Source organism: Bradyrhizobium sp. WSM471, from assembly GCF_000244915.1.
In the GTDB taxonomy this organism is placed as follows: domain Bacteria; phylum Pseudomonadota; class Alphaproteobacteria; order Rhizobiales; family Xanthobacteraceae; genus Bradyrhizobium.
Map to the genome: position 1 here is coordinate 5422728 of NZ_CM001442.1, position 16421 is coordinate 5439148.

The following is a 16421-nucleotide window of genomic DNA, read 5'->3' on the forward strand; positions in this document are numbered from 1 at the left end:
CGGGGAGAGGGTTGGGGTGAGGGGCATGCTTCCGCATATTCGGTGAGAGACGAACTCGCGGAGAGTCCCCCTCACCCGGATTGCATCTAACGATGCAATCCGACCTTTCCCCGCAAGCGGGGCGAGGTGAAAAAAAAGCGCGGCCGCTCACGACGCCTTCCTGATCTTGAAGCCCGCCAAATAATCCTCCGGCTTGGCTGGATCGAAAGTCTTGCCCATCACCGCGAACGATTTGTAGCTGCCGGCTGGCGGCGCGAGGCCCATCTCGGTCATCAGCTTCCTGGTGTCGGTGGCGAGATACACCTGCTCGGCGATCGCCTTGTAATCGACGTCGCCCTTGATCTGGCCCCAGCGCTTCATCTGCGTCAGCATCCACACCCCAAAGGACTGCCAGGGGAACGGATCGAAATCGACGCGCTTGGCATCCGTCTTCACGCCGCCGAGGCCGTCGGCATAGGTGCCGGTCAAGACCTGTTCCAACACCGTGACCGGCGCGTTGATGTAGTTCGCCGGCGCGATGGCTTCCGCGATCTGCTTGCGGTTCTCCGCCTTCGAGGCATAGGCCGTGGCATCGACGATCGCGCGCGTCAGCGCAGCAAAGCTGTTCGGCGCCGTGGTGATGAACTCGCGGCTGGCGGCGAAGCTGCAGCAGGGATGGCCGTCCCAGATTTCCTTGGACAAAAGATGCATGAAGCCGACGCCGTCATAGATCGCGCGCTGGCAGATGTTGTCGGGCGCGAGGAAACCGTCGATGTTGTCGGCGCGCAGGTTTGCCACCATTTCCGGCGGCGGTACCGAACGCAGTTGCACGTCGGTATCGGGGTCGATCCCGTGTTCGGCGAGATAGTAGCGCAGCAGGTAATTGTGCATGGAATAGTCGAAGGGGATGGCGAACTTCATGCCCTTCCAGTCCTTCGGATCGCGCTTGTCCTTGTGCTTCATGGCAAGCGTGATGCCCTGCCCGTTGATGTTCTCGATCGCTGGGACCGCGAACGGAATGGGGTTCGAGCCGAGGCCGAGCGAGATCGCCAGCGGCATCGGCGCCAGCATGTGCGCGGCGTCGTATTCCTTGTTGATGGTCTTGTCGCGGACCACGGCCCAGCCGGCGGTCTTCACCACGTCGACGTTGAGGCCGTGCTTGGCATAGAAGCCCAGCGGCGCCGCCATGATGATCGGCGTGGCGCAGGTGATCGGGATGAAGCCGACCTTGAGGTCCTTCTTTTCCGGCGCGCCGGCTTGCGCAAACACTTCGGTCGCGGTCTGAAGCGGGAAGAACTGAGACAGCGCAGCCAGCGCGGTGGAGGCCCCGACCGACTTCAGGAACGCGCGTCGCGCAACGTCCTGCGGAAACATCGCGCGCATCACGGCAGAGGCGACCACGCCCTCGTAGCGCTTCTCTTCGCTCTCGACGGGAGCACAGCGCAACGCGGTGGCCTGCTCATGCTCCGCCGCGGATTGATGCTGACCACAGGCACAGCCGGCTCGCAGGTTGCGATCGGGATCAAACGGATTGTCGAAAGTGGACATCGGACCTCCTGCGCGTCATTTGCGAGGAGAATTACGCAAGGAGCATGCCACCACCCTCAGGCCGGCCAGTGCCTTGATGACGCAGCACTTTCGCTCACACTTGGTCATTACGAAAATTCGTGATAAACGATATTTCGTAGTTGAATAACGAGATTTCGTAATGGCAACGACGCCAATACTCGCCCACGACGATCTGGCCACGACCGTTGATCCGCGCGTCGCGGCCTTCGAATCCTCGGTCGAGGCGACGCTGCTGGTCGACCCCTTCGGCGACCAGATCGTCGATGCCAATCCCGCCGCCTGCGCCCTGCTCGGCTACGACCGCGCGCTGCTGCGCCAGACCAGGGCGAGCACGCTGCATGCCGGCGAGCTTCCGGCGCTGACCGTGTTCACCCAGGCCGTGCTGCACAAGGGCGCCTACTGGACCACGGCGCTCAACCCGCGCCATGCCACCGGGCAAAATCTCCGGCTCGAATATGCCGGCTGCGTGCTGCCCCATGACGGGCGCACGCTGGTCCAGATCACCCTGACCGATCTCGAAGCGCGCCGCCGCCGCAATGTCGATGCCGCCGCTGAAGATCACATGCGCAGCGGCATCTCGACCTGGCAGCGGGTCGAGCGCGTGTTCCAGGACATCGAGCGCGAGAACCAGCTGATCCTGCGCGCCGCCGGCGAAGGCATTTACGGCGTCAACGCGGAAGGAAAGACCACCTTCGTGAACCCCGCCGCCGAGCGGATGCTGGGCTGGACGGCCGAGGAGCTGGTCGGCAAGGAAATCCATCCCATCATGCACCACACCCACCATGACGGGCGGCACTATCCCAACCATGATTGCCCGATCTACGCGGCGTTCCGCGACGGCGCCGTGCACCAGGTCGACGGCGAGGTGTTCTGGCGCAAGGACGGCTCGCCGGCCTGGGTCGAATACACCTCCACGCCGATCCGTGATCGCGGCGTGGTGGTCGGCGCCGTCGTGGTGTTTCGCGACGTCAGCCAGCGCCGCGAGGCCGACGAGAAGCTGCACGCCGCGCTGGCCGAGGTCGATCGCCTGCGCGAACGTCTAGAGCTCGAAAACGCCTACCTCCAGGAAGAAATCCGCATCGAGACCAATCCGCGCGGCATCATCGGTGGCAGCGAGGCGATCCAGAAGACGCTGCGCCAGGTCAAGCTGGTGGCGCCGACCAGCGCGGCGGTGATGATCACCGGCGAGTCCGGCACCGGCAAGGAGCTGATCGCGCGCGCCATCCACGAGGATTCCACCCGCAGCGACCGGCCGCTGATCCGCGTCAATTGCGCCGCGATCCCGCGCGAATTGTTCGAGAGCGAATTCTTCGGCCACGTCCGCGGCGCCTTCACCGGCGCGACGCGCGACCGCATCGGCCGGTTCGAGCTCGCCGATGGCGGCACGCTGTTCCTGGACGAGGTCGGCGAGATTCCACTCGAATTACAGGGCAAGCTGCTGCGGGTGTTGCAGGAGGGCAATTTCGAGCGCGTCGGTCAGGAACGCACCCGCGCGGTCGACGTCCGCGTCATTGCCGCGACCAACCGCGACCTCAAGCAGGAGGTGCAGCGCGGGCGTTTTCGCGAGGACCTTTATTTCCGCCTCAACGTGTTTCCGATCGAGACGGTGCCCCTGCGCGAACGGCGCGAGGACATTCCGCTGCTCGCCCAGCATTTCCTCACCCGCGAGAGCAAGGCGCTGAAATCGAATCTGCGCCTGTCGGAAGGCGATGCGCGTCGGCTGGCGCGCTATGACTGGCCGGGCAATGTCCGCGAACTCCAGAACGTGATCGAGCGCGCCGCGATCCTGTCGCAGAACGGCCGTTTGCGGATCGATCTGCCCGACTCCTCCGGCACGCAGGCCCCAGCCGGCGCCACGCGGCAGAAGGCTGACGCACGGCCCGTTGTGATGACATCATCCGAAATGCGCGACCACGAGCGCGCCAACATCCTGGCCGCGCTCGAGGGCTGCGCCGGAAAAGTGTTCGGCCCCGGTGGCGCGGCCGAGATGCTGGATATCAAGCCGACCACGCTGGCCTCGCGGATCAAGGCGCTGGGAATCGCGCCCCGTCCGCGGGCCGGCGCGAACGGTTAGAGCATGGCGAGATTGGAATGCATGTTGATGTGCCCTCGCCCCTTGTGGGAGAGGGCAGCGACGCCGGTAGACGCAGACTCGCTTGGGTGAGGGGTCTGTCTCCGCGAGTCCGACGCCGATTTGAATCGCGGAGAGAGACCCCTCATCCGGCGCTCCGCGCCACCTTCTCCCACAAGGGGAGAAGGGGTACCGAGTCCGCGGGCCGCCGGTTAGCGGTAATCACGCCGCCTTGGTCGTCACCTCCGATGCGATCGGCAATCCCTGCTCGATCGGCAGCGACGGATCGCGCGACCATTCGTTCCAGGAGCCGAAATACATCCGCACGTCCTTCACGCCGGCGTTCTTGAGCGCCAGGAACGTGTTCGAGGCGCGCGCCCCCTTGAAGCAGTAGAGATAGACCGGCGTGGAGGGCGAGATGCCGACCGTGGCGCATTCCGCCAGAATCTCGTCCTTGGACTTGAAGCGCGGTCCCTCGGCGGTCGGCTTCATCATGCGATACCATTCCAGCCACACCGCGCCGGGGATGCGGCCTTTGCGCGGGCAGAAATCCTTGCCGTAGGGCGAGGAGCTGTCGCCGATCCACTCGTCGACATCGCGCACGTCCAGGAGTGCGATGCCGGGCTTGCCGACCGCGGCGAGCATGGTCTTGGCGTCGATCAGGATCTCGCCCGCTTCAGGCACGATCGAGAACGACGCCTTCGCCGGCGCCGGCACATCCTTCGTCACCGGAAGACCTGCGGCCGCCCAGGCGTCGAAGCCGCCATGCAGCACCTTGATTTTGGGATAGCCGAGCATGGTGAGCAGGTAGTAGCCGCGGCAGGATTGGCCGAAGCCGGAGTTCATCGACTGCTCGTAGATCACGGCCGTCTCCTTGCCGGAGAGACCGGCAGCGCCGAACGCGTCGGCGAATTTGGTCTTCAGCTCGGCCATGCCCTCCGGCGTCGAGGTCGCGAGGAACGTGAATATCTCATGCACGTTCACGGCGTTGGGAAGGTGCCCGGCGCCATAGGCGTCGGGGTTGCGGGTGTCGATCACGACACAGGGCTCGGTTTTCAAGAGATCGGCAAGTTCGCTGGCAGAGATCAGAACGTCCGTCATTGGCAGCCTCTCCGTTGAGGTTAGATGGTGGGTGGGCTCGTAGAACTCAGGAATCGGCGAGCATCTTGCGCAACTGCTTGGTGGCAGGCGTGACGATCGCGACGAAATAGGCCTCGCGCAGCCGGCGCTGCGCGCGGTGGGACTTGAGATAGCCGCGCGCGCCACAATGCAGCATCGCCGCATGCGCCGCCGCGACGCTGGCCTCGCCGGCGCGAAGCCTGAGCGCAATCACCTTGCGCCAGTAGGTCTCCTCCTCGTTGTAGGGATCGCGCGCCAGCGCCATGGTCTCGGCCTCGAGCTCGGCGGCGAGATCGCGGAAGTGCACCGGCTGTTGCGGCAAATAGCGGTTGATGTGACCGAGGGGATTATCGACCTCGTCCATGATGTTGATGCAGTCCTTGATGAGGCCAAGCGCCATGCCGGCCTGCAGCAGGATGAAGCCGGCGCGGATCTTCTTCACAAAAGGCGCGGCGGGATCGGCGAGGATCAGCTCGTCAGGCACGAAGACGTCGCGGAACTGCACGCCGTAGGTGCCGGTTCCGTCCATGGCAAGGAACGGCTTGCATGGCGTCAGCGTGATCGCGGGGTCCGAGCAGTCCGCCAAAAACATCACTTGGCCGGGCTCGCCACTTGCGATGCCCGGCTCGTCCTCGCGTTCGAAGATGGTGCCGAAGTAATGGTCGGGGCCGAGATTGGAGACCCAGGGCAGCGCGCCGCGTACGATGTAGCCGCCGTCGACCTTGCGCCCCTTCAACTTGAGCTTTTCGATGCCGAAAAAGCTCTTCATCGGATTGGAGAGCCCAGTGCCGCCGAGCACGCGGCCGGTCGAGAACGCATCGCCGAAGCGCTTGGCGAGCTTCATATTGGTCGAGTTGGCGGCGTACCAGACCAGCGTGTTCTGGCACCACGCCATGAAGGCGGTGCTGCCGCAGACCTCGCCGATCGCCGACATGGCCTGGATGGCACAGCGCAGGTCAGCGGGCCCCTCGTGCGGCACGTGACTGCCCCAGGCGCCGACCTCGCCGAATCGGCGCAGCACCTCGGCCGGATAGACGGTGCCGGCATCGATGCCGGCGGCAAGCGGCGCGAGCTGCTCCCGTGCAATCCGCGCCACCTCGCCTGCAATGGACGGTGCGGGCTGATCCAAAACTTCGGCCCGTGATAAAGCCAGTGACCCCATGATCGTCTCCCGCACCTTTCCTGTTGCCGTCTACTAGATGCCGACCTCGAGATTGACCGGGCGGGTGAAGGTGTTTGCGACCGGCGACCATTGCTTCACATGGGCGACCAGCGCATTGATCTCGTCCGGCGAGATCCCCTCACATTCCATGTCGACCTTGACGCGTACGTCGGTGAAGCCGACCGGCTTGTCCGAGACGTCGCCGGTGCCCCAGACCGCGGTGATGTTGAGATCGCCCTCGAGCTCGAGCTCGAGCTTGTTGACGATCCAGCCGCGATGCACGGCGTTGGCGTGCAGGCCGACGGCGAGGCAGGAGCCCAGCGCGGCGAGCGAGGCCTCGGACGGATTGGGCGCAGTGTCGTCGCCGAGCAGACCGGGCGGCTCGTCGACGATGTAGGGCTGCAAATTGCGGATGTAGTTGGCGTGGCGGAATTTTCCTTCCGCGACCGTCTTGCACTTCAAGGTCTTGATGACCTTCGGATTGGCCTTGCCGTTGGCGATCAGTTGCTCGAGGCCATTCTTGTCGATGGGCGCGAGGCAACCCGTCAGCACTGTCTTTTGAACGACGGCAGTCATCATCTTCTCCCTGGCAGAAGTGGAAATCGGTAGGATACCGAACGGTCTGTTTCCTTGCATGGAGCGTGCCAGACCCAGCCAAAATCAAAAGGCGAAGCATTGGAGCCGCTTAGCGAACGCTGCCTGCGGATTGATCAGCGGCCGTCTGCTCAAAGGCGATGCAGATGAGCTTTCCCGTGCGAATCTTTTCAGCGCAGAACAGATGCGGCTTGCTGATGCGGCGCGGCTGCGATTAAGTTGCATCCCATGGCCAAGCTTTCACTGAACAAGCCCTCACCGAACAAGACTTCTAAGCAGAAGTCTCAGTCGCCGCACGCCGGTGCGGGTGACGACGAGTCCGCACGCGGGCGCCTGCTCAGCGCGGCCACGCATCTGTTCTGCAAGAACGGCATCAACGCCACCGGCATCGACGCGATCATCGCGGAAGCCGGCACCGCAAAGACCACGCTCTATAAATTGTTCGGCTCCAAGACCAATCTGGTCAACGCGGTACTGGAGAGCGAAGGCAAGCAGTGGCGCGAATGGTTCATCGGCGCCATGGAAGAAGGCGGCGGCGACGCGCAAGCCAAACTCACGCGCATCTTCCCGGCCCTGAAGAGCTGGTTCGCGGAAGAGCGCTTCTACGGCTGTCCCTTCATCAACGCGGTCGGCGAGCACGACAAGGACGCCAAGCAGTTCCGCAACATCGCGATGAAGCACAAGAAGATCGTGCTCGGCCACATCGAGAAGCTCGCCGGCGAGCTCGGATCGAACGAGCCCGTCGTGCTCGCGCACCAGCTCGGCCTCCTGATCGACGGCGCGATCGTCGCCGCGATGGTGTCGCGCGATCCAGGCGTGGCGGATACGGCGGCGCTGACGGCAGGTCCCCTGCTCAGCCAGCCCAAGGCAAAGAAGAAGCGCGCGGCGGATCAGCTCGAGGCGGTGTGATCGCTCTATCTTCGTAGCCCGCATGGAGCGGAGCGCAATGCGGGGGCACTGTCCCGGATTGCGCTCCGCTCCATCCGGGCTACAGCACCTTACGGCCCGCTCTCGCCTCCCACGGCAACAGATCTATGAATCTTTTGATCGCATCGAGCACCGGCCCCTGATCGCCTGCAAAGAACCAGTGATCGTGGCCGTCAAGCTCGACGAATTGCGCACCTTTGATCCGGCTCGCCACATCGCGGCCGGCCGCGATCCGTACCGCCTTGTCGTCCCGACGATGCAGCACCAATGTCGGCATGGCAATCTGCGGCAGAAGGTGCCGCACGTCGGCGTCGCGAAACGCCTCGAGCACCGCCGAGATGCCGCCGGGACTGGACGCCGCGCGCAATAGCCCGGCCCACCAGGCGCGGGCCTGGGGATCGCCGGCTAGGCTCGGCGCGAAGGTTTCAATCTCCACCGGACCTCCCCATTGCGCAATGAGGCGCTTGCTCCAGGCGTCGTACTGGCTGGCGCGCAACGCGTGCGGATAGTCCTGCGACCAGCAGCCCTTGGCCAATGCACCGAACAGAATGAGCCCGGCCACGAGACGTGGCTCGTCCACCGCAAATTTGATGCAGGCAGGTCCACACTCGGATGCGCCGAACAGCACGACGCGGCGCGCATCCACGGCCCGCAGCACGGTGCCGATATCCTCCGCGGTGACGTCGATACCGGGCGCAGATCCAACCCGGTCGGACAACCCGATGCCGCGACGATCAAACACGATCAGACGTCCCAGCTTCATCAGCGAGGCCAGAAACGTCCGGCTCGCGGGATGCTCCCAGGCGCGTTCCACATGCGACACGAAGCCCGGCATGACCAGGATATCGAGCGGACCGCTGCCATAGGTTTGATACGCCAGATGCACGCCGGCGCCCTTGACATAGCGCGTCGCTGGAATCGCATGTGCCGCCGCCGGACTCATCAACGCTTCGGTCGCGGCTTCGGGCGTAACACCAAGCTCGTCACGCAGCCGCTGCGTCAGTGCCGCGTGGTGCCGCTCTGCCGCACTGCGGTCACCCGCCAGCAGCAGGCTGCGGATCAGATGCCGGCCGTAGACCTCGCTCAAAGGATCGAGCTCGACCAGACGGGTCGCATGCGCGGCCGCGGCAAAGTAGTCGCCGGCGGTGGTCTTGTCCTGCACCAGGCGCTCCAGCGCGTGCATCAGCCGTCCGCGCAGTGCCTCGCGGCGAAAGAACGCCCAGTCGTCGAATTCCCGACAGTCCTCCGGCGAGAAGCCTGCGAGGAAATCTCCCCGATAGATCTGGCAGGCCTCGTCAAAATCACCGCGATCGCAGGCGCTCTCGAATAGATGTGCATCGACCTGCAGCGCGACTGCCGGAGACCATCGCAGGCTGGTCCGGTCGGTCTCGAACACCTGCTGACCGAGCGTCAGCTCGATGCGGTGAAGCAGCCGCCGCAATCGCGCAAGGCCGGTCTCGCGGTCAGTTTCAGGCCACAGCAGCGTGGCCACGATTTCGCGGGCCACAGCGCCCTTGGCCTCCGCGAGATAGACCAGCAGCGCGAGGCCCTTGCGGAGGGCCAATTTGATCGGGTGGCCGTCGGCGTGGACCTCCGGGAACCCGAACGTCCCCAGCGAGAAAGCCGTCATGAAAGTCCTCCCTCCCCTCGCGGCGCCCCCGGGGGGACGCACAGGGGACGGTCCAGCGATAGCAGTCGGGGCAGATCCAGCCGCCGGCGAGCAATTCAGGCTCCTGCATGCGGCACGGCTGCATCAGGCACAATAGGAAAAAACATGATCTCGCGCCTCCTGATCCTGCTCTACGCCATCGTGAGCTACGTCATCTTCACGGTCTCCTTTCTCTATGCGCTCGGTTTCGTCGGCAATTATGTCGTGCCCAAATCGATAGATATGTCGATTGATAAGTCGATCGATATGCCAATCGGCGTCGGCAGCCCGACGGACCTGAGCGTGGCCATCGTCGTCAACCTGCTGCTGATGAGCCTGTTTGCGATCCAGCACAGCGTGATGGCGCGGCCGGCTTTCAAACGATGGTCGGCCACATTCCTTCCCCTCGCCTGCCAGCGCAGCACCTATGTGCTGCTCTCCAGCCTGATCCTGCTGTTGCTGTTCTGGCAGTGGCGTCCGATCCCGACGCCGGTCTGGCACGCGAGCGGGATAGCGGCCTGGTTGCTGATCGGCGTGCATTGGCTCGGCTGGCTGATCGCATTCGCCTCGACCCACATGATCGATCATTTCGATCTGTTCGGCCTCCGCCAGGCCTTCGTCGCGTTCCGCGGGAGCGAGATACCAGGTCAGTCGTTCAGGACGCCGCTGCTCTACAAGATCGTGCGCCATCCCATCATGCTCGGCTTTCTGCTCGCATTCTGGGCCACGCCCGAGATGACCGTTGGCCACCTTCTGTTTGCGCTTGCAAACACCGCCTACATCCTGGCCGCGCTTCAGTTCGAGGAGCGCGACCTGATCGCCGAATTCGGCGCGACCTATCAGGACTATCGCCGACGCGTTCCCATGCTGCTGCCGCGTCTTTTCGGAGCACCCCGATGAAAGCGATTCTGTGCAGTTCATTCACTGGCCCTGCGGATTTGTGCGTCGGCGAGATCGACGAGCCGAAGCCGGTCGGCGACGAGATCCTGATCGACGTCCATGCGGCCTCGGTCAGTTTCATGGACCAGTTGGTGGTCTCGGGCCTCTACCAGATGCGGCCGCCGACGCCTTTCGTGCCCGGCACGGAAGCATCCGGTGTCGTCGTCGCGGTCGGCGACGAGGTCACGGGATTCGCGCCCGGCGACCGCGTGGCGTGCAGCGCCTGGACCGGCGGCTACGCCGAACGGATGATCGCGAAGGACTCGAAGTGCGTGCATCTGCCTGAAGGCGTCGCGTTCGAAGCCGCGGCGACGGTCCTGCACAATTACGGCACGGCCTATTATGCGCTGGTCGAGCGGGCCCGGGCGCAGCGCGGCGAAACGCTGTTCGTCACCGGCGCTGCCGGCGGAGTTGGCCTTGCCGCGGCCGATCTCGGCCGTGATCTGGGCCTGTGTGTCATCGCCGGTGTCGGCTCCGATGACAAGGCTGCCCTGGTCCAGAGTTACGGCGCCAGCGAGATCATCAACTATCGCACCGAGAATCTGCGCGACCGGATCAAGGCGATCACCGGTGGCGAAGGCATCGATATCGGCTTCGACACTATCGGCGGCGAGATATTCCAGCAGATGGCCCGGTCGATGAAATGGGGCGGACGGCTGATGCCGATCGGCTTCACCAGCGGCGAAATTCCGCAGCTCCCGATGAACCTGCCGCTGTTGAAGAACTATTCCATCCTCGGCGTCTTCGTCGGCGCCTGGGCGGAAAAATTCTCCGCGGAAGCCGCGCGCATGAACGACGCGCTGATGCAATTGCTGGCCGGCGGAAAAATCCGCCCGCACGTCGATCGCGTCCTCCCTTTGGAGGAGGCCGCAGAAGCCATGCGTGCCGTGGCCAACCGAACGGTTCAGGGCCGAATTGTCCTCAAGATCAGGTAAAGTGCACGGGGAAGAGAGAACAAAGCCGATGACACAGATCATCATCGATAAACGCTTTTGCGGTCCTCCGAACTCCGGCAACGGCGGCTATGTCTGCGGCCGGCTCGCCCGCCACATTCCCGGCGGCGCCGAGGTGACGCTGCGCGCACCGCCTCCACTGGACACGCCGCTCGATGCAGTCGCGACAGACGACGGCACATGGGAGCTTCGCGACGGCGACAAGATCGTCGCGACCGGGCGAGCGGCAAGCGTGGAGCTTGCACGCGTGGAGACAGCCAGCTTCGAGGAGGCCTGCGCCGCCGAATTGCTGACCCCGATCGAGCCGCACGAGCATCCGCTGCCGACATGTTTCGTGTGCGGTCCCGCAAGGGCGAAGGGAGATGGCCTGCGCATTTTTGCCGGTTCGCTCCGTGGTCACAAAGCCGTTCTCGCGGCGAGCTGGACCCCGGATCAGAATCTCGCTGCCGAGGACGGCCTGATCGCGCCGGAATTCCTCTGGTCGGCGCTCGACTGCCCCACCGGCTTTGCCTGCAATTGCGATCAGCAGACCGGCAGCTTCGACCGGACCCCGCTGCTGCTGGGGCGGATGTCGGCGCGGATCGAGGCCCGCCCGCGCCCGGGAGAACGCTGCATCATCACGGCCTGGCCCACCGGCCGCGACGGCCGCAAGCGCATGGCCGAGGCTGCGGTGCATGATGGAGCCGGGAAGTTGCTGGCGGTGGCGCGCACGACATGGATCGCGGTCAATCGCGAGGTGCAGTTCGGGCGCACTCCGTAGGGTGGATTAGTAGCGAAGCGTAATCCACCACTTTGGCAGCGGTACGAGAAGAGGTGGATTACGCCTTCGGCTAATCCACCTACGAAGCCTACGCGCTCTGAGACATCATCTCCTGAAGCCGCTCCAGCTCCGCCTCCAGACCCCGCTCGACATCCGCCGCCCGCATCTCGATCACCCGATAGTCCCTTGCCTCCAGCCACGCTCGCCTCGCCACACGATCCGCGACGATCGCCTCGTTCTCACCCGCGTTGACCAGCTCGATCGCGATCCGGTGCGGGAACGAGACGAAGTCCGGAATGTGCCGCCCCACAGGGGTCTGGCGCTTGAACCCTCCTGCGAAGCGGCGATCGCGTGTGAGCGCCTGCCAGAGCAGCCGCTCGGCATCGGTCGGGTTGCGGCGGAGCAGGCGTGCGAGGCCGCGTACGGTGGAGCCACTGTCGGGCACACCGCCGCCCTGACCGTGTTCGGCCAGCAGCGCGCGCAGGCGCGTGGCCTGCTCGCCGTCGAGCACGCCGCCCTTGGCCGGGCCCTTGCGTCCCTCGGCAATGGCCATCACCACCCCGTGCAGGGTGTGCATGTCCTGCTTGGTCGGCTCCATCCGGGTGAAGATGTTGCGCAGGTTCACCAGCATGGTGTCGCGCTTCTCGGCCGGGCGCAGAAATTCGACCCGGTCGAGCTCGCGGATCAGATTGTCGAAGAACGCCTGCATCTGGTGCTGCGAGGCGCGCTCGGAGCGCTCGGGCATGGCGTGCGGCAGCTGGCCGGAGGTCGCGCGCTTGAACCATTCGTAGCCGACCAAGAGCACGGCCTGGGCGAGGTTGAGCGAGGCAAAGCCCGGATTGACCGGAAAGGTGATGATGCGGTTGGCGAGCCCGACCTCCTCGTTGGTCAGGCCCCAGCGCTCCCGGCCGAACAGGATACCGGCCTTGCCGCCCGCCGCGACGTGCCCGGAAATCTCGCTAGCTGCGGCTTCCGGCCCCACCACCGGCTTGGCCTGGTCGTGGGGGCGCGCGGTCGTGGCGAACAGCAGGTCGAGGTCGGCGACGGCCTCACCGACCGTGTCGAACAATTCGACCTTGTCCAGAATATAGTCGGCCCCGGCTGCGGCGCGCTGGGCGGCGATGTTGGGCCAGCCGTCGCGCGGGTTGACGATGCGCAGCGCGGAAAGCGCAAAATTGCCCATGGCGCGCGCGGCCATGCCGATGTTTTCGCCAAGCTGCGGCTCGACCAGGATCACGATGGGACCGTCGAGGGAAAGGCCCGCCTTGCTCTTGTCAGTCCCCGACATCTCGCTTCGCTTTCACACTGGTTCTCAAGGCCTTGGAGAGGCGCTCTTCATGAATCGATTCAAGGCCGGTCCTGGCCTGGTCTCGACCCGGTCTTGACCTGCTCTCGGGCCGGCTGACCGTCCGCCTGTCGTTTGCCTGTCCTGACGAAATTCTCAAGGGAAATAACGGGTTGGATTCGACTTTTGAATCTCGTCTGAAACCTCAGCCCGGTCCCCGCGGCAGGGCTGCTCCCGCCCCCCATCTGCGGGGGCTGGATGAGCTAAAAGTGCATAATCCCTTGGCTTTCGCCGGCCGCGTCCCGGTGCTAAGAGGCGGCGGATATTCCCGTGGCGCGCCAAAGCGCCGTTCCCAAGAGGCTTCCCCGATCATGGCAAAAATCAAGGTGTCCAACCCCGTCGTCGAACTCGATGGCGACGAGATGACCCGGATCATCTGGCAGTACATCAAGGACAAGCTGATCAACCCGTTCCTGGATGTCGAGCTGCTCTATTTCGACCTGGGCATGGAGTACCGTGACGAGACCAACGATCAGGTGACGATCGACGCCGCCGAAGCCATCAAGAAGGTCGGCGTCGGCGTCAAGTGCGCCACCATCACTCCGGACGAGGCCCGGGTGAAGGAGTTCAACCTCAAGCAGATGTGGAAGTCGCCGAACGGCACCATCCGCAACATCCTCGGCGGCGTGATCTTCCGCGAGCCGATCATCTGCAAGAACGTGCCGCGCCTGGTTCCCGGCTGGACCAAGCCAATCATCATCGGCCGCCACGCCTATGGAGACCAGTACCGCGCCACCGACATCAAGTTCCCGGGCAAGGGTACGCTGACGATGAAGTTCGTCGGCGAGGACGGTACCGTGATCGAGCGTGAAGTGTTCAAGGCGCCCGGCGCCGGCGTCGCCATGCAGATGTACAATCTCGACGATTCCATCATCGACTTCGCACGCGCTTCGCTCAACTACGGCCTGCTGCGCAACTACCCGGTCTATCTCTCGACCAAGAATACGATCATGAAGATCTATGACGGTCGCTTCAAGGACATCTTCCAGGACATCTACGAGCGCGAGTTCAAGAAGGAATTCGACGCCAAGGGCCTGACCTACGAGCACCGCCTGATCGACGACATGGTCGCCTCGGCGCTGAAATGGTCCGGCGGCTATGTCTGGGCCTGCAAGAACTATGACGGCGACGTGCAGTCCGACACGGTGGCGCAGGGCTACGGCTCGCTCGGCCTGATGACCTCGGTCCTCCTCACCCCCGACGGCAAGACGGTGGAAGCCGAAGCCGCCCACGGCACCGTGACCCGCCACTACCGCGAGCACCAGAAGGGCAAGGAGACCTCGACCAACTCGATCGCGTCGATCTTCGCCTGGACCCGCGGCCTGTCGCACCGCGCCAAGCTCGACAACAATGCCGAGCTCGCCAAGTTCGCCAACACCCTGGAGAAGGTCTGCGTCGACACCGTCGAGGAAGGCTACATGACCAAGGACCTCGCGCTCCTGGTCGGCGCCGACCAGCGCTGGCTCTCGACCACCGGCTTCCTCGACAAGGTCGCCGAGAACCTCGGGAAGGCGCTGGCGGCGTAAGCCGTCCGCAATTTCGCCCGACTGGATCGGACATCATCACGGGCCGCGTCGTAAGCGCGGCCCGTTCGCTTTTTTGGACCTTTGCGCGGAGATGCGACCATGTCGATCAAGCTTGCCGTCCCCTGCCTGTTGCTGCTCGCTGGACCGGTTCTGGCCGCCGACCCGCGCCCCGACGCCATCGCCGCGCCCGGCGAGAGCATCGTGCTCAGCGTCCACGCCGAGGGCGCGCAGGTCTATGAGTGCAAGGCCGGCACCGACGGCAAGCTCGCCTGGGCTTTTCGCGAGCCGATCGCCACGCTGCTGTCCGAGGGCAAGACGATCGGCCGGCACTATGCCGGGCCGAACTGGGAGCATGCCGACGGCAGCGCCGTGGCCGCCAAGGCCGCCGGCAATGCGCCGGGTACCACCGCTGCCGACATTCCCTGGCTGAAGCTGGAAGTGACCGCCCACCGCGGCAGCGGCATCCTCACGCCGGTTACGACGGTTCAGCGCGTCAACACCCATGGCGGCAAGCTCGAGGGTTCTTGCGACAAGGCCGGCGATTTCAGAAGCGCGCCCTATTCGGCCGAGTATGTCTTCCTGAAGAAAGGCTGAGCCCTCAGCGGGTCGGTGCCTTCGCGCTCCGCCTGCGCCAGCTCCGCCACCGCAAGGTCGCCGCTGCCCTCCAGCCGCGCCTTCGCCGTCTTGTGGACATGCGCGGCGAGCGTCGGCATGCGTTCGATCAGGGCGTGAAAGTCCTGGGCGTCGAGCACCAGCAGTCGGGTCTTGCGCGTCGCTGTCACCGTGCCGCTGCGTTTGGTCTTGTGCAGCAGCGCGATCTCGCCGAAGAAGGTGCCATCCGCGAGCCGCACCTGCTGGTTCGGCAGCGCGATCTCGACCTCGCCGGCGGTGATGAAATACATCGACGAAGCCGCATCGCCCCGCCGCACCAGGATCTCGCCCTGCTCGATCGTGCGCGCCCGCAGCAGCCGCATGATGTCGGCGATCTCGGACGCGCTGAGATGCGAGAACAGCGGCACCCGCGCCAGCATGCCCCAGGTGACCACGAAGTCGCGCCGTTTCACCTCTTCCGCAAAGGCCGTCGAGATGATCGCGACCGGCAGCGCGATCATGGCAAATCCGCTGATGATGGTGAAGACGGAGATGAATTTTCCAAACGCCGTCACCGGCACGACGTCGCCATAGCCGACGGTGCCGAGCGTCACGATCGCCCACCACATCGCCTGCGGAATGGTGCCGAGCTTGTCCGGCTGCACGTCGCGCTCGATGGCGTAGAGCAGCGAGGCAAACGTCAGAACCGCGCCGATCAGGATGACGATGCAGCCGATAAGCGCCCGCCGCTCGGCATGGACGGCCGCGAGCAGCGAACGCATCGCCGGCGAGTAGCGCACCAGCTTGAAGAACGGCAGCACGCCGAGCGCTGCCAGCGTCGCATGCCGGCCGGTGGCCAGCACGATCGCGGCCGGCAGGAACGCGAGGAGATCGATGATGCCGAGCGCGGAGAAGACATAGCCGAGCCGGTCCGACAGCGCGGACGCCGTGCGCTGGGTATGGCCCGCCACGGTCCACAGCCGCGCCGCATATTCCAGCGCGAACACGATCACGGACAGGATGGTGATGCCCGCGAACAGCGCGCCGAATTGCGCGTCCAGCTCCGGCACCGAGGCAAGGATCATCGCAGCGACGTCGAGCACGATGACGCCGATGATCAGCTGGATGAAGCGCGATCCGACCGAGTAGGCCAGCGGATCGTGCTCCAGCAATTCGTAGAGGCGATCCCTCAGATCGGGATCGGTTGAGCCACGTCCTCGCGGAACGGGGCGCACCTG

At 64.7% G+C, this 16421-nt stretch carries 14 protein-coding genes; 7 read left to right on the plus strand and 7 right to left on the minus strand.

The window, feature by feature from the left end; genetic code table 11:
- Window positions 1-147 precede the first annotated feature (147 nt).
- Complete coding sequence (locus BRA471DRAFT_RS24635; RefSeq protein ID WP_007612146.1) at window positions 148-1527, minus strand: CmpA/NrtA family ABC transporter substrate-binding protein; 1380 nt, start codon at window positions 1525-1527, stop codon at window positions 148-150.
- Window positions 1528-1687: 160 nt separating this feature from the next.
- Here BRA471DRAFT_RS24635 and BRA471DRAFT_RS24640 point away from each other — a divergent pair, with 160 nt between their 5' ends.
- Window positions 1688-3622 (plus strand): sigma 54-interacting transcriptional regulator, encoded by a 1935-nt coding sequence (locus tag BRA471DRAFT_RS24640; protein WP_007612147.1) that lies wholly within the window; start codon window positions 1688-1690, stop codon window positions 3620-3622.
- Between the two features lie 219 nt (window positions 3623-3841).
- Here the strand turns inward: BRA471DRAFT_RS24640 and BRA471DRAFT_RS24645 are convergent, their stop codons facing one another.
- The 3 genes from BRA471DRAFT_RS24645 to BRA471DRAFT_RS24655 are packed head-to-tail and all read right to left on the minus strand — an operon-like array spanning window position 3842 to window position 6476.
- Window positions 3842-4720 (minus strand): sulfurtransferase, encoded by an 879-nt coding sequence (locus tag BRA471DRAFT_RS24645; protein ID WP_007612150.1) that lies wholly within the window; start codon window positions 4718-4720, stop codon window positions 3842-3844.
- 46 nt (window positions 4721-4766) lie between these two features.
- Window positions 4767-5900, minus strand: coding sequence for an acyl-CoA dehydrogenase family protein (locus tag BRA471DRAFT_RS24650; protein ID WP_007612151.1), 1134 nt, complete (start codon window positions 5898-5900; stop codon window positions 4767-4769).
- Window positions 5901-5933: 33 nt separating this feature from the next.
- Window positions 5934-6476, minus strand: a complete 543-nt coding sequence (locus tag BRA471DRAFT_RS24655) for an OsmC family protein (RefSeq protein ID WP_007612153.1) — start codon at window positions 6474-6476, stop codon at window positions 5934-5936.
- A 246-nt stretch (window positions 6477-6722) separates the two neighbouring features.
- Here BRA471DRAFT_RS24655 and BRA471DRAFT_RS24660 point away from each other — a divergent pair, with 246 nt between their 5' ends.
- Window positions 6723-7403 carry a TetR/AcrR family transcriptional regulator gene (locus BRA471DRAFT_RS24660; protein ID WP_007612157.1) on the plus strand — a complete coding sequence of 227 codons (681 nt, stop codon included), beginning with the start codon at window positions 6723-6725 and terminating at the stop codon, window positions 7401-7403.
- A gap of 79 nt (window positions 7404-7482) precedes the next feature.
- Here BRA471DRAFT_RS24660 and BRA471DRAFT_RS24665 read toward each other — a convergent pair whose 3' ends face one another.
- Window positions 7483-9051 (minus strand): alpha/beta fold hydrolase, encoded by a 1569-nt coding sequence (locus tag BRA471DRAFT_RS24665; RefSeq protein ID WP_007612158.1) that lies wholly within the window; start codon window positions 9049-9051, stop codon window positions 7483-7485.
- Window positions 9052-9195: 144 nt separating this feature from the next.
- Here BRA471DRAFT_RS24665 and mddA point away from each other — a divergent pair, with 144 nt between their 5' ends.
- The 3 genes from mddA to BRA471DRAFT_RS24680 are packed head-to-tail and all read left to right on the plus strand — an operon-like array spanning window position 9196 to window position 11721.
- A complete protein-coding gene (gene mddA / locus BRA471DRAFT_RS24670) occupies window positions 9196-9969 on the plus strand; it encodes a methanethiol S-methyltransferase (protein WP_007612160.1) in 774 nt (257 codons plus the stop codon).
- Complete coding sequence (locus BRA471DRAFT_RS24675; RefSeq protein ID WP_007612161.1) at window positions 9966-10943, plus strand: NADPH:quinone oxidoreductase family protein; 978 nt, start codon at window positions 9966-9968, stop codon at window positions 10941-10943. Before mddA ends, BRA471DRAFT_RS24675 begins: the two co-directional genes overlap by 4 nt.
- 28 nt (window positions 10944-10971) lie before the next feature.
- Window positions 10972-11721 (plus strand): hypothetical protein, encoded by a 750-nt coding sequence (locus BRA471DRAFT_RS24680; protein WP_007612162.1) that lies wholly within the window; start codon window positions 10972-10974, stop codon window positions 11719-11721.
- An 88-nt stretch (window positions 11722-11809) separates the two neighbouring features.
- Here the strand turns inward: BRA471DRAFT_RS24680 and BRA471DRAFT_RS24685 are convergent, their stop codons facing one another.
- Window positions 11810-13009, minus strand: coding sequence for a TrmJ/YjtD family RNA methyltransferase (locus tag BRA471DRAFT_RS24685; protein WP_007612163.1), 1200 nt, complete (start codon window positions 13007-13009; stop codon window positions 11810-11812).
- Between the two features lie 368 nt (window positions 13010-13377).
- Here BRA471DRAFT_RS24685 and BRA471DRAFT_RS24690 point away from each other — a divergent pair, with 368 nt between their 5' ends.
- Window positions 13378-14592: an NADP-dependent isocitrate dehydrogenase gene (locus BRA471DRAFT_RS24690; RefSeq protein WP_007612164.1), complete on the plus strand. Its 1215-nt coding sequence runs from the start codon at window positions 13378-13380 to the stop codon at window positions 14590-14592.
- Between the two features lie 99 nt (window positions 14593-14691).
- Entirely contained in the window at window positions 14692-15186 is a 495-nt protein-coding gene (locus tag BRA471DRAFT_RS24695; RefSeq protein WP_007612166.1) for a DUF3455 domain-containing protein, read from the plus strand.
- Here BRA471DRAFT_RS24695 and BRA471DRAFT_RS24700 read toward each other — a convergent pair.
- Window positions 15150-16418, minus strand: a complete 1269-nt coding sequence (locus tag BRA471DRAFT_RS24700) for a cyclic nucleotide-gated ion channel (protein WP_007612168.1) — start codon at window positions 16416-16418, stop codon at window positions 15150-15152. The two genes, BRA471DRAFT_RS24695 and BRA471DRAFT_RS24700, sit on opposite strands and share 37 nt — an antisense overlap.
- Window positions 16419-16421: the final 3 nt, after the last annotated feature.